Raw genomic sequence first — 13,260 nt, forward strand, 5'->3', positions numbered from 1 at the left:
GTCGCTCGGTCTTAACGCACCGTTTGTGGACGCGCTCCCGGCGCACCACAAACTCGCCAAACATCCCTGTTTGGCGTGCTAACCTTGCTCTGTTGTCGGCACATTCTGACGCCGGAACAAGACAGACAACATAATCTTAGGTGTTTTTTTGTGAGTTGTTTTTGTATTAAAAAGCAATGCAATTACATCCAAAAAGTGGTCAGAAAAGTTATTGATTTTATTAAAGTTTTTGTTTTGCTGTTTTTAAGCTAAATCAACTGCTTACACAGCCTAAGCAAGGGCCGGCAACTAACAAATCAACAAAACTACGAATAGAGCACTTTAATAACAGCCATTTAACCACTCAAAAAGTGGTTAGAAAAGGTACTGATTTTATTAAAGTTTTTTTCTGGTTGTTTTTTTAACAAAAACCGCCTTATAAAAACACAACAGCCCATCCCAAAAAACGATGATTATGTTATTTGTCTTATTCCGGCGTCAGAATGTGCCGACAACAGAGCGAGGTTAGCACGCCAAACAGGACGTTTGGCGAGTTTGTGGTGCGCCGGGAGCGCGTCCACAAACGGTGCGTTAAGACCGAGCGGCGGCGGAGGGTAGCCGCAGGCCACATTCTGCAGCCAAAGCGTGGGTTGTTAGGGAATTCGCTTTAAATTCCCTAACTCGGACGTGGTCACTGTAGCTATTTTGTCCACCCAAGGTCAAAACGTCCGAAACCACCGCACCTAATTTATTCTATTCACCAAAACAAAATGTCCTGATTTTCCGCCAAAAATCAGTCAGAAAACGTATTGATTTTATTAAAGTTTTTTTGGGCTGTTTTTTTACAAAAACCGCCTAATGAAAACACAACAACCCATCCCAAAAACGATGGCTATATTGTTTGTCCTATTCCGGCGTCAGAATGTGCCGACAACAGAGCGAGGTTAGCACGCCAAACAAGGATGTTTGGCGAGTTTGTGGCGCGTCGGGAACGCGTCCACAAACGGTGCGTTAAGACCGAGCGGCGGCGTCGGACAAATTTGTCTGGAACAAATTTGAACATCTGAGCACAGCGAAGATGGCCTCGTAGAGGCGAGTATCAGGATGATACGAGTAGTGTCGAAGGCCACATTCTGCAGCCTTGCGCGGGGTTTTTAGGGGATTTCGCAAAAAATCCCCTAACTCGGACGTGGTCACAATAGCTATTTTGTTCACCCAAGGTTAAAACGTCCGAAACCACTGCACCTAATTCATTCTATGCACCAGAACAAAAAAGACCTAATTTTCCGCCAAAAATCGGTCAGGAAAGATACTGATTTTATTAAAATTTTTTTTGATTGTTTTTACTCAAAACAACATAAAAAAACGTTCTCTAAGACATCACTTCCATACAAAACTTTACAAAAATCAACAAAAAAAGCTAGTTGTTTATTCTGATGCAGAATATAATTTTTGCAATCGGACAAAAGTCCGACCAATTAAATGAGCAAATAATTCTAAAATTCTTATAAAAAATTCACTTAACAGGTCGGTTGTTATGTATTGTAATTCCTCAGCATATCTTTTTGGTTATCAAAGTTGTAGTCATCAAGATTCTTCACGAGCTTTATTTTTACCTATGAATGTAGCGAAATTATTAGCATTCTTGCTGAGGTCAATATTTTTATCACCTTTGTTATTATTTTCTTCATTTAGTGTACAGGCGTTATCGGTTTATACATCAAAAGCTATTGAGGGTACTGCGCCATATATAATGTTTGATGGGGGTCGAACTAAGGCAACAACAACTGACACATTATTGGCTATTGAGTTGCCTGATGGTAGTACCATTACTCCATTAACTAATACCTCAAGTTTGACAAATCCGATAAGGTTAAACAATGGAAGTACCTTTAATGATATACACATGGCGGTGCCGTCGGGGGTAAATTCAGTGAGTTTAAATGACCTAATCACTCTAGGTAATTGGGGAGATGATGATGGGGATGGTCAGGGTGCTAATGGTGTGACTGCGACTGGAAGTTTATCGGTGAGTATTACCGATAAGAATGGTAATGCGGTAAGTCGTAGTGAAACATTAAGTGCTTGTGATGTTCCTTACAAGGTAACATTAAGTAGTACAAGTGGTAGTTTATCAACACAGTATGGTGTTCCTAATAGTAGTACTTTCAATGGTAGTTATGTGGAGTATTATATCAGTGTGAATGCATCAATCATCTGTGGGTTTGTGAAATTAGCAAGGCCTAATTTGATATTTGGCGGTGGAAGAATGGCTACCGATCTGCCCGAATACGCTGGCCCATCTAATATATGGAATCCTTATAAGGGTTTTCTAACGCAGTCAACAAGTCCATCATCCTATGATCGTAATTTCCCAACAACGGGTGCTGATGGATTGTATTTTGATTTACTCATAGATGGAGTTGATGCAAGTCAGTTGACGTGGTCTGTTGTCACGAATGGTAGTATAAGAGCAACGGTGAGTTGGACAATGCCAAATCAATCCTACCCCCACGATGGTTGGATTTATGATAAATCCAGTTATGTAACACGGGTAATGTTAAATGGTCCTAAGGCGGATAGCGCTCAAATACAGTCAGATAATCCTAGTCCTTTAAGTGTACCACCTTTGCCGCAGACATTTGAGTTGGTGGGAAGGGATAGTCGTGGTAATGAGATGAGGTATGGATTTGTGTTGAAGCATTGGTTCGTCTATCGATCGGATAAATTCGATACTCAGTCTAACCAATCCTCTTGGTGTAGTGGTTTGGGTTATCGTTTGCCACATGTGAAGGATTTAACTAATGCGGCTTGTTCTGGTGAGTACTCAGGAAGTCATTGCCAAGGTTCTGTCGGCGCTACGCCGTCTTCACCTAATAATCTTTACCAGCGACAAATAGGTGCATTTTTCTCAGAGTGGGGCCGCATGCTTGATTACGGCTACATCTTGGCCTTCTACTGGACAAGTGACGGGGTATTCAAAGTCGCCCAAAACGGCTACGTCTCCAACATAGATAACAATCGGGTTACCGTTTTTTGCACCACACCTTAACTTTTATTTTTTAGTTCTTAATCATTAGCCACGGGGGGCTGTTATAGTGCAGATAGAAGATAATCTATCAAAGAACAGCGCCCTCCCCATGTAGTTGAGACGCTGAGCCGGATTGATCTGCGAGCTTTGTGCTTTAATCACTAAAAGTCAAAAAAGCGCCTCCATCTGATCGACGATGCAGGGTAACTTCAGACCATATTCTGTAGCTAGAGCGTGGGTAGTTAGGGAATTCATAATTCCCTAATTTGGAGGTGATCACGGTAGCTATTTTGTTTACCAAAGGTCAAAACGTCCAAAACCACTGTACCTAATTCATTCCATCCACCCAAAAAACGTCAAAAATCGAAAAATATTATTTATTTACTTTCTGATTAAATGCATTAAGCTCCTCTACCGTATTGATATTGATAAAACAAGCTGCTTTATCACTAAAATCAACAGATTTAGCACTGATTTGTTCTAAAAACAGCATCAGCTTACGTTCACCTTGTTCTAAATAAGCTTGTAGCTGTGGAATAGTTGTTTTATGAATAAGCAAGATGGTTGGATGGTGATATTGTCCATCATATGGATAAATAGCACTGTTATTTGCCGTATAAACAGCTAAGCGGTCAATTAAATCATCTGGCAAAAAAGGCGTGTCACAACTGATAAATAAGTTCCAATCGGTTTTGCTGCGTAGTAAGCCACTATAAATACCCGATAACGGCCCACAAAATCCTGCCAGATCGTCACTAAATACAGGATAACCTGCTTTTTGGTATTGTTGGATATGGCGATTACAATTAATCATGAGCGCGTCAACGTGAGGTTGGATGCGATCAATAACATGTTGATAAAGTGGTTTTTGTTGTAATAATAACAGTCCTTTGTCGTTGCCATTCATGCGGGTACTTTTACCACCGGCTAGAATGATTGCAGTAATAGAGGGTTTTTCCATAAATTATTTCTCTTTTACGTTGCGAAAAAACAAAATAACATTACTATATAGCAAAGTTATTGCAAGTCGTAGCGTATCATTTTTTGATGATTGCTTATTTATCATTATCTTCGAAAGGTTTGAAGATCTACTAAAGGTAACAATTATGAAATGTCATCGTATTGATGAAGTAGTGGAATTATTGCAACCCGCATGGGAAAGCGATTCTGATCTTAACTTATTACAATTTTTAGCTAAATTAGGTCAAGAGGCTGGTTTTGAAGGTGAATTAAAAGATTTGAGCGATGAAGTTTTAATTTATCATTTAAAAATGCGGGGTTCGGATAAGAATGAAGCTATTCCTGGTCTAAAAAAAGATTATGAAGAAGATTTTAAATCCGCATTGTTAAAAGCTCGTGGAATTATAAAAGAATAAGGAGAATTATTAAAATGAAAAAAACACTTATTGCAATTAGTATTTTGTTTTCTTCTGTAAGTTGTTTTGCCGATGAAGGAAAAACAATAACTAAAACCGATGAATCACAAACTGCCTCTACCAATGCACCAGCGCCGATCGAATTAGGCAAACAATATGCAGCACTGCCAACTAATCCATCACCCGATAAAGAAGTTATTGAGTTCTTTTCGTTTAATTGCCCAAGCTGTTTTAGATTTGAAATACAAAATAATGGCTCACAAACTATTAGTAAGGCTTTGCCAGAAGGCGTTAAATTTAAACGTTACCATTTAGAAAACTTTGGGTTATTAGCTAAAGAGCTTTCGGAAGCATGGGCGGTGGCTAATGTACTTGGTATTCAAGATAAAGCTTCAGATGCACTTTATAATGCAGTTCAAAAAGATAAAACAATAAAAAAAGCTGATGATATTAAAGCGGTTTTTGAAAAATTAGGTATCAGTGCTGAAGTGTATGATAAAACGAAAGATAGCTTTTTAGTTAAAGCGTTTATGGCACAACAAAGTGATGCGATTAGAGAGATGAAACCAGAGTCTATTCCTACTGTTATTGTTAATCGTAAGTTTTTTATCATAGCAAATCAACTTAATATAACTAGTGATTCAGCATTTATTAATGATTATGCAAGAGTGACTGCATTTGTTGCTGGATTAGATCCTAATGCAAAAATAGAAGACAAAACGAACTCTAATAAAAAATAACTGATTATCAGGGTTAAAGAAACCTGTATCAATTAATTTTTAAATCCCTTTGCATCATTATTTTGTGCAAAGGGATTTTTTTATGATAGTTGGATGGCTATTCTCGCTCTAATGCATAAATAGGATCGAGTTTTGCGGCACGTTTTGCAGGGAAGTAACCAAAGATAATGCCAATTATGCTTGAGCAGCTAAATGCCGCAACAATGGCAAGTAAGGAAAAACTCATGGCAAATGATGTAACAAAAGCGTTAAAAATAAATCCAATGGTAAACGAAAGTAAAATACCTATTGTGCCACCGGTTAAACAAACTAATACGGCTTCAATTAAAAATTGTTGTAATATGTCGCTTGAACGCGCACCAACAGCCATACGTACGCCAATTTCTCGCGTTCTTTCTGTGACCGATACTAGCATAATATTCATCACGCCAATGCCTCCCACAATAAGTGAAATGAGTGCTATAGCTGAAACCAAGAGTGTCATTACCCAAGCTGATGAGTTAATGGTTTCTCGTATATTGTCTGAGTTGAAGATGAAAAAGTCTTTTGTGCCATGTCGTTTTAACATGATTTGATTAATGGCTTGTTCTGCAATTGATAAATCGACATGATCTTTAACGCGTACTGTGATGCTTTTTAACGAGGTTTGACCCACCATCCGATTAATAACGGTGGTATAAGGTAACCAAATATTCAAGCTTTCATTACTACCAAACCCTTGTTGTTGTTTAGTTGCAACACCAATGATTCTTACAGGTAGCTGGCCGGCCATTAAAATTTTTCCAATAGGGTTTTGATCTGCAAATAGTCGTTTAACGGTGTTTTCATCAATTACCGCATCTTGTGCTGAAGTAATAATACTGGTTTCATCAAACGATTTTCCTTGAGAAATAGTATAACCACGAACGGCAAAGAATTGCTCTCCAACGCCGTTTACTGTTCCTGTTACCGCTAAGTTGTTAATTCGAAAATAAACACTGGTTGCAAGATTTGGTGTGGTGCTGTGAACAAAACTTTGTTGCGCCAAAAAGTCAGCATCAGATGAGCGTAGTGTCGTGATTTTATCTGCATTGCGATCGCCAAAGCCTGAGCCTGCATAGATTTCAAGTGTGCTTGTTCCTAACGAATTAATGTTAGATAAAATTTTCTGCTTTGTGCCTTGTCCTAATGCAACGACTGATACCACAGAAGCAATACCAATAATGATACCTAACATCGTTAATACAGTACGTAATCGCTGTGAGAGCATTGATAATATGGCCATCTTAAAAGCGTCACGAAAACGATAATATTTTGCCAAGAAGTTATCTTGGGTTTTAGTCGCTTCGATTTGTTTAATTTGACGACTATCACTTTGTTCAGATTGGTATTTGGGGTTAATGGAATCAGAAATAATATTACCGTCACTAATTTCAATAATTCGCTGGGCATTTTGGGCTATATTTGAATCATGTGTGACAATAATAACTGTGTGGCCTTGTTGGTGTAACTCTTGTAATATGGCCATCACTTCTAGGCCACTTTTGCGGTCGAGGGCTCCGGTTGGTTCATCGGCTAAAATGATTTGTCCACCATTAATTAAAGCTCGGCCAATACTGACGCGTTGTTGTTGACCACCAGATAACTGGCTAGGCTTATTATGTATTTTATCGGCAAGCCCTAAACGTGTTAAAATTTCGTTCGCTCTTTTTTGCCGTTGTTCACTGGTTACACCAGCATAAATGGCTGGGATTTCTACATTGCCTTGTGCAGTTAGTGCATTTAATAAATGATAACGTTGAAAGATGAAACCAAAATGCTCACGACGTAATTCGGCAAGCTCGTCAAGTGACAATTTACTCGTTGTTCGTCCGCCAATGGAGTAGGTGCCAGTAGTTGGTTTATCTAGGCAGCCTAATATATTCATTAACGTGGATTTACCCGATCCTGATGCTCCAATAATTGCCACCATTTCACCAGCATTAATTGTCAGATTGATGCCTTTAAGAACTTGTATGGTTGAATCGCCTGCTGGAAATTCACGAACAATATTTTCAAGTTTGATAAGAGGTGTATTATTTGCCATATTAGAATCGAATCCTTGGGGATCTTGCATTATTACCTATTGATGCTCCATTAGTACTACTTACTACAACAATATCACCCTCTTTTATACCCGATTTTATTTCAACATTGATGTTATTATCGATACCTAAAATAACTTCGTGTTCTTCAATTTCTTTATTTTTATTTAATAGATAAACAATGGCTTTATTATTGCCTAATTTTTTTTGGACTGCTTGAGAAGGAATGGTTAATACATCTTTTGCTTCAGATAGGACAATATAGACTTGTGCTGTCATTGAAATTCTTAAAATATGATCAGGATTGTCCACATCAAATAATCCATTGTAATAAATTGCGCTTTTTGTTGATGAAGATGAGCTTGATAAGGTTGTCTCGGTATTAATTGAATCTGGTGCCGGCTCTATGGCGCGTAGTGTTAAGCCATCAAAACGTCTATTAGGCTGTCCTAAAATGGTAAAATAAACTGGCATGCCTTTTTTGACATTGACCACATCGGCTTCAGAAATTTGCGCTTCAATCGTCATTTTATCAAGCTGAGCTACTTTAACAATGGTTGGTGCACTTTGGACGGAGTTTACTGTTTGTCCTTCATCGACTGGAATTGCGACAATTACACCATCAATGGGCGAGCGGATTTTAGTATATCCTAAGTTAACTTTCGCGGTATCCACCGCAACTTGCGCCTTAACTATGTCGGCATTAAGCGCAGCAATATCGGCTTTGATTGCATCAAGTTCGGCTTTTGCTGTATCCAAATCCGATTGAATACCCACTCCCTTACTGACCAGTTTGTGCTGACGATCATAGGTTAACTGATAGTTGATTAGTCTTGCCTTTTTGGCTTCACGTTGTGCTTCTAAACTATTAAGTGAGGCTTCTGATTGTTTTAAATCGTTGCTTTGTTTTAGATCGTCGATTTCGGCAATCATATCGCCTTGTTTAACTTCATCGCCTAACTCAACATAGAGTTTTTTTATTTGACCAGAAACCTGAGCACCAACACTAACTTGTTTAAAGGCACTAATTGTGCCATCGGCCAGTACTGTTTTTTCAATATTGTTTTTTGTTACAGGCGATGTAATGTAATTGACTGTCAGTTCTGAACGTGATGTGATTAAATATGCAATACAAATGATTACAAAAGTGGCAATAGCCATAAATATATATTTAATTTTTATCAATTTTAACAATCTTTTTTATCCTTTAATGTTCTTATTATGATTTTAACATTCTATCGCAATAAACTAAATGCTATTGATAACCATTCTTAATAAATTGTAATAATTATGAAAATATACCCGATATAAGTTATTGCTTATGATACATAAAATATATGTTTAATCGGCATTTTTTACTAGTAAGTATGTTGTTCAACAAGCAATAATAGGATCCTTATTCGGATTTATTAGCGATTGCGCTATAATGTCGCAAATTTTTTAGAGTCGGTAAAGATAAACTGTAATGGCATTAAAAATAACTAGCAAATGTATTAATTGTGATATGTGTGAACCAGAGTGCCCAAACGAGGCTATTTCAATGGGATTTGACACGTACGAAATCGATCCCAATAAATGTACTGAGTGTGTGGGATATTATGATCATTCGACTTGTCAGCGAGTTTGTCCGATTCAAAATGCGATTATTGCTGATCCTGAATATATTGAAACAAAAGAAGAATTATTAGTAAAATTTGAGGGACTGAAGTCTTCTTAATTCAAGTTGATTTAATGTCAATTCGAAGTTCTTTTGGAATTTCAAAAGTGATATTTTCTAAAATGCCATCTGTTTCAATAAGAGATGTGCAACCTAAGCTTTTTAAATGATCAATCACCTGTTGCACTAAAATCTCAGGTGCAGAAGCGCCTGCCGTTACACCTATCGTATGTGTATTTACTAGCCATTCTTTTTTGATGTCAGATGCAAAATCAATTAAATAAGCTTGCTTGCTGTTTCGCCTTGCTAGCTCGGCTAGGCGATTTGAATTAGATGAATTTTTAGAGCCTACGACTAAAACAATGTCTGCGTGTGATGATAGTTGTTTCACTGCTTGCTGGCGATTGGTTGTAGCATAGCAGATATCATTTTTGCGAGGACTGCGAATATTAGGAAAACGTTTTTTTAAAGCAGTAATGATTTCGGCTGTATCATCAACCGATAACGTTGTTTGTGTGGTAAAGCAAAGATGATTTTCGTTTTTTACTTGCAGTGTTTTCACATCATCAATTGATTCGATTAAATAGATGCCACCTTCGGGATTGCTATATTGCCCCATTGTACCATCTACTTCGATGTGACCAGCATGACCGATTAAAATGACTTCTTCGCCACGATAGCTTGATCGAGCAACTTCCATATGTACTTTGGTTACGAGTGGACAAGTTGCATCAAAAATGCGGAGTTTACGTTGTTTTGCCTCCTCTCGGATCGCTTTAGACACGCCATGTGCTGAAAATATAAGAATGGTGTTATCAGGTACTTCGCTAATATCTTCAATAAAAATCGCCCCTAACTCTTTTAGACGATTAACAACATAGCGATTATGTACAACCTCGTGGCGTACATAGACCGGTGCTCCAAAGAGTTCTAGTGCACGTTCAACGATGGTGATAGCTCGATCAACACCAGCACAAAAACCACGAGGATTGGCTAAAATAATTTGCATATTATACGGTCTTCTTCGGTTTTTTATAACTATAGAAAATAAATAATCCAATACCTACGCAAATGGCACAGTCTGCGATATTAAAGGTTGGATAGTGCCAATCACCAAAATTGACATCAAGAAAGTCGACGACAAAACCATGATAAAGGCGATCAAATAAATTACCTAGTGCGCCACCTAAAATTAGCGATAATGAAAAGTTTTCTAATTTTTGCTGGCGAGTATTGCGGTATAACATATGCAAAATTACAGCACTAATAATTAAGGCGATAGCAGCAAGCATCATTCGTTGGCCCTCAAAAATGCTAAAGGCAGCACCAATATTACGTACATAAGTAATTGAGAAGAAGGGTAAGAGGTTCACCGATTCAAATAGTGAGAAGTTATTTAAAATCCAAAATTTACTTGCGATATCAGTGATAAAAACAAGGATTGCAAATAATAACCAGTAAAGTCCATTATCTTTTTTCATATAAGTCTGTGCTCATTATTATATTTCCGCCGACAATTGTCGGCGGAAAAGGTACTAGATAGCTATAAGGCGTCGCTATAGCTTATTTTAATGTGCTAAATAGCTTAGCATTATGCAAAATGCCGCACTTCGCCTTGGCCGTGAATATTTTCTTCACAACGTTTACATAAATGTGTTGTTGGCTCATTATCGACGGTATAGTGCCAACAACGAGGGCATTTATCGCCTTGTGCTTTAGTAAGTTCAATTTTTAGACCTTGTATGTCACTTTGTACGGCATTTTCTGGCGCTGTTTGTAATGGTTTTACACTCGCTTGTGATGTGAGTAAAACAAAGCGTAATTCGTTTTCTAACTTAGCTAATGCCGTAGCAATATCTTCATTAGCATAAAGTGTAACGGCAGCTTCAAGTGCACCACCGATCACTTTGTCATTACGACCTTGCTCAAGTACTTTATTTACTTCACTACGAATAGTTAAAATTTTCGCCCAATATTCGCTATTTAACGCTTCGTTATCTGATAACGTAAACAGTGAGCAATACCATTCATCTTCAAATACAAATTCCGATTTTTCTGAACTAGGTAGATATTGCCAAATTTCATCGGCAGTAAATGATAAAATCGGCGCGATCCAGCGAACTAATGCTTGTGCAATATGATATAACGCAGTTTGACAACTGTGGCGAGCGATGCTGTCGCTTTTCGCTGTGTACTGACGATCTTTGATGATATCTAAATAGAATGATCCCATCTCAATTGAGCAAAATTGCATAATTCGTTGTACCACTTTATGGAAATCATAATTTTCATAAGCCTGAATGATTTGTTCTTGAGCTTCTTTTGCCATACTAACCGCCCAGCGATCGAGGACAACCATATCTTCTGGTTTGACCATATCTTTCTCTGGATCGAAACCATTTAAATTCGCCAGTAAGAAGCGTGCAGTATTACGAATTCGGCGGTAACTATCAGCGGAACGTTTGATGATTTCATCTGAATAGTTCATTTCGCCAGAATAATCCGTTGAGGCAATCCATAAACGTAAGATGTCGGCACCAAGTTTATTCATTACATCTTGTGGAGTTACAATGTTACCAAGCGATTTAGACATTTTGCGTCCTTGCCCATCAACCACAAAACCATGAGTCAATACTTGTTTGTAAGGTGCTTTGTTATCAATTGCTGTTGATAACATTAATGAAGACATAAACCAACCACGGTGTTGATCTGAGCCTTCTAAATACATGTCGGCTTCATGTCCTTCAAATTCTGGGCGAACGCGAACCACTGACGAAAAAGTAGATCCTGAATCAAACCAAACATCTAATGTATCAGGCACTTTGCGATAATCATCAGCATCAGGGCCTAAGAGATCTTTAATATCAGCATCCCACCAAGCTTGAATGCCATTTTGTTCAACTAATTTAGCGACTTTTTCAACTAATGCTAACGTATCTGGATGAAGTTCTTCTGTTTCTTTATGAACAAACAACGTCATAGGCACGCCCCATGTTCGTTGACGCGAAATACACCAGTCTGGACGATTAGCAACCATGGTTTCAATGCGAGCTTGTCCCCAATCAGGGATCCAACGAACTTGTTTGATCTCTTTTAATGATTGTGCCCGTAAACCTTGTTTTTCCATGCTGATAAACCATTGCGGTGTTGCTCGGTAAATAACAGGGGTTTTATGACGCCAGCAGCATGGATAACTATGTTCAATATTTTCAAAGTGTAATAATGCGTTGTGTTCTTTTAATATTTCAACGACTACTTTGTTTGCTTTGAACACAAATAGACCATCTAGCCCTGCGCCTGTTCCCGGTAAGTAACAGCCATTTCCACCAACAGGGTTAGCTACTTCTAGCCCGTATTTTTGTCCTACTATAAAGTCTTCTGTACCGTGACCTGGTGCAGTGTGCACAGCACCCGTACCGGCATCAATAGTTACGTGATCGCCAAGCACAACCGGCTCGTCAAAATCAAGGAATGGGTGCTTAAAGCGTAATAACTCAAGTGCATTGCCTTGACAGCTACCTAACACTTTCCATTCGCTGATATTAGCTCGCTTCATCACTGTTTCAACTAAATCAGTGGCTAAGATTAAGCACTCTTTATCATTGATTTGAACGAGTTGGTATTCAAAATCTGCATTTAAAGCAATCCCTCGGCTAGCTGGTAATGTCCAAGGCGTAGTTGTCCAGATAACTGCATAAATGGTTAAATCGGTATTGATACCAAATTTTTTTGCGACAGCTTGATTATCAACAGCTTTAAATTTTACATCGATTGCTGGTGATGATTTATCATAATATTCAACCTCGGCTTCCGCTAAAGAAGACATACAATCAGTACACCAATAAACTGGTTTTGCGCCTTTAACTAAATGACCATTTTCAATCACTTTACCTAAAGCACGAATAATGTTGGCTTCTGTATCATAATTCATGGTGCGATAAGGGTTTTGCCAATCACCAAGTACGCCCATACGAATAAAATCGGCTTTTTGTAGTTCAACTTGTGAGGCTGCATAATCACGGCAAATTTGGCGAAATTCAGCCGGAGATACTTTAACCCCAGGCTTACCAACTTGCTCTTCGACCTTTTGTTCAATTGGTAAGCCATGACAATCCCATCCTGGAATATACGGGGAATCATAACCGCTTAAGCCTTTTGATTTGATAATGATATCTTTGATAATTTTATTAACAGCGTGACCAATATGAAGTTTACCGTTTGCATAAGGAGGACCATCATGCAAAATAAAGGCTTTTTTGCCTTTTTTCACTTGGCGGATTTTGCGATAAAGCTCTTTATCGTACCAATTTTGTAACATTGCAGGTTCGCGTTTAGCGAGATCGCCTCGCATTGGAAATCCTGTTTCAGGTAAATTCAATGTGTTTTTATAGTCTGTCATGCTGATTTATTCCAG

General features: G+C 38.2%; 10 protein-coding genes. 4 read left to right on the forward strand and 6 right to left on the reverse strand.

The genetic code is table 11. The annotated features are described in order from the left end of the window. Window positions 1–1,516: 1,516 nt before the first annotated feature. Complete coding sequence (locus GQ598_RS03225; RefSeq protein WP_160402333.1) at window positions 1,517–3,031, forward strand: hypothetical protein; 1,515 nt, start codon at window positions 1,517–1,519, stop codon at window positions 3,029–3,031. A gap of 352 nt (window positions 3,032–3,383) precedes the next feature. Here the strand turns inward: GQ598_RS03225 and mobA are convergent, their stop codons facing one another. Beyond that, window positions 3,384–3,971, reverse strand: coding sequence for a molybdenum cofactor guanylyltransferase MobA (gene mobA, locus GQ598_RS03230; RefSeq protein WP_160402334.1), 588 nt, complete (start codon window positions 3,969–3,971; stop codon window positions 3,384–3,386). Window positions 3,972–4,116: 145 nt separating this feature from the next. Between mobA and GQ598_RS03235 the strand changes: the two genes are divergently transcribed. Together GQ598_RS03235 and GQ598_RS03240 are read left to right on the forward strand one after the other, a co-directional pair. Next, window positions 4,117–4,386, forward strand: coding sequence for a YihD family protein (locus GQ598_RS03235; protein WP_091349323.1), 270 nt, complete (start codon window positions 4,117–4,119; stop codon window positions 4,384–4,386). 14 nt (window positions 4,387–4,400) lie between these two features. Next, window positions 4,401–5,126: a DsbA family protein gene (locus tag GQ598_RS03240; RefSeq protein ID WP_160402335.1), complete on the forward strand. Its 726-nt coding sequence runs from the start codon at window positions 4,401–4,403 to the stop codon at window positions 5,124–5,126. A gap of 97 nt (window positions 5,127–5,223) precedes the next feature. On the opposite strand, the gene GQ598_RS03245 is transcribed toward GQ598_RS03240, so the two are convergent. Together GQ598_RS03245 and GQ598_RS03250 are read right to left on the reverse strand one after the other, a co-directional pair. After that, window positions 5,224–7,191, reverse strand: coding sequence for a MacB family efflux pump subunit (locus GQ598_RS03245; RefSeq protein ID WP_160402336.1), 1,968 nt, complete (start codon window positions 7,189–7,191; stop codon window positions 5,224–5,226). A gap of 1 nt (window position 7,192) precedes the next feature. Beyond that, complete coding sequence (locus GQ598_RS03250) at window positions 7,193–8,350, reverse strand: efflux RND transporter periplasmic adaptor subunit (RefSeq protein ID WP_160402337.1); 1,158 nt, start codon at window positions 8,348–8,350, stop codon at window positions 7,193–7,195. A gap of 304 nt (window positions 8,351–8,654) precedes the next feature. Here GQ598_RS03250 and GQ598_RS03255 point away from each other — a divergent pair, with 304 nt between their 5' ends. Next, the gene (locus GQ598_RS03255; RefSeq protein ID WP_160402338.1) at window positions 8,655–8,906 is read left to right on the forward strand and encodes a YfhL family 4Fe-4S dicluster ferredoxin; all 252 of its coding nucleotides are present in this window, start codon (window positions 8,655–8,657) and stop codon (window positions 8,904–8,906) included. A 1-nt stretch (window position 8,907) separates the two neighbouring features. On the opposite strand, the gene ispH is transcribed toward GQ598_RS03255, so the two are convergent. The 3 genes from ispH to ileS form a co-directional block, all read right to left on the reverse strand. Continuing rightward, the gene (gene ispH, locus GQ598_RS03260) at window positions 8,908–9,855 is read right to left on the reverse strand and encodes a 4-hydroxy-3-methylbut-2-enyl diphosphate reductase (RefSeq protein WP_091349334.1); all 948 of its coding nucleotides are present in this window, start codon (window positions 9,853–9,855) and stop codon (window positions 8,908–8,910) included. A gap of 1 nt (window position 9,856) precedes the next feature. Further along, on the reverse strand, window positions 9,857–10,327 hold the full coding sequence (gene lspA / locus GQ598_RS03265) for a signal peptidase II (protein ID WP_160402339.1): 471 nt from the start codon (window positions 10,325–10,327) through the stop codon (window positions 9,857–9,859). Window positions 10,328–10,437: 110 nt separating this feature from the next. Beyond that, window positions 10,438–13,245, reverse strand: a complete 2,808-nt coding sequence (gene ileS / locus GQ598_RS03270; protein ID WP_160402340.1) for an isoleucine--tRNA ligase — start codon at window positions 13,243–13,245, stop codon at window positions 10,438–10,440. Between the last annotated feature and the right edge of the window lie 15 nt (window positions 13,246–13,260).

The sequence above is a fragment of the Gilliamella sp. Pas-s95 genome, from assembly GCF_009795795.1.
In the GTDB taxonomy this organism is placed as follows: Bacteria; Pseudomonadota; Gammaproteobacteria; order Enterobacterales; family Orbaceae; genus Gilliamella; species Gilliamella bombicola.

What these genes read in the sequence shown, in the direction of transcription:
- GQ598_RS03225 (WP_160402333.1), top strand. Translation starts at nt 1,517, where the DNA reads ATGTATTGTAATTCCTCAGCATATCTTTTTGGTTATCAAAGTTGTAGT.
- mobA (WP_160402334.1), bottom strand. Translation starts at nt 3,971, where the DNA reads ATGGAAAAACCCTCTATTACTGCAATCATTCTAGCCGGTGGTAAAAGT.
- GQ598_RS03235 (WP_091349323.1), top strand. Translation starts at nt 4,117, where the DNA reads ATGAAATGTCATCGTATTGATGAAGTAGTGGAATTATTGCAACCCGCA.
- GQ598_RS03240 (WP_160402335.1), top strand. Translation starts at nt 4,401, where the DNA reads ATGAAAAAAACACTTATTGCAATTAGTATTTTGTTTTCTTCTGTAAGT.
- GQ598_RS03245 (WP_160402336.1), bottom strand. Translation starts at nt 7,191, where the DNA reads ATGGCAAATAATACACCTCTTATCAAACTTGAAAATATTGTTCGTGAA.
- GQ598_RS03250 (WP_160402337.1), bottom strand. Translation starts at nt 8,350, where the DNA reads ATGGCTATTGCCACTTTTGTAATCATTTGTATTGCATATTTAATCACA.
- GQ598_RS03255 (WP_160402338.1), top strand. Translation starts at nt 8,655, where the DNA reads ATGGCATTAAAAATAACTAGCAAATGTATTAATTGTGATATGTGTGAA.
- ispH (WP_091349334.1), bottom strand. Translation starts at nt 9,855, where the DNA reads ATGCAAATTATTTTAGCCAATCCTCGTGGTTTTTGTGCTGGTGTTGAT.
- lspA (WP_160402339.1), bottom strand. Translation starts at nt 10,327, where the DNA reads ATGAAAAAAGATAATGGACTTTACTGGTTATTATTTGCAATCCTTGTT.
- ileS (WP_160402340.1), bottom strand. Translation starts at nt 13,245, where the DNA reads ATGACAGACTATAAAAACACATTGAATTTACCTGAAACAGGATTTCCA.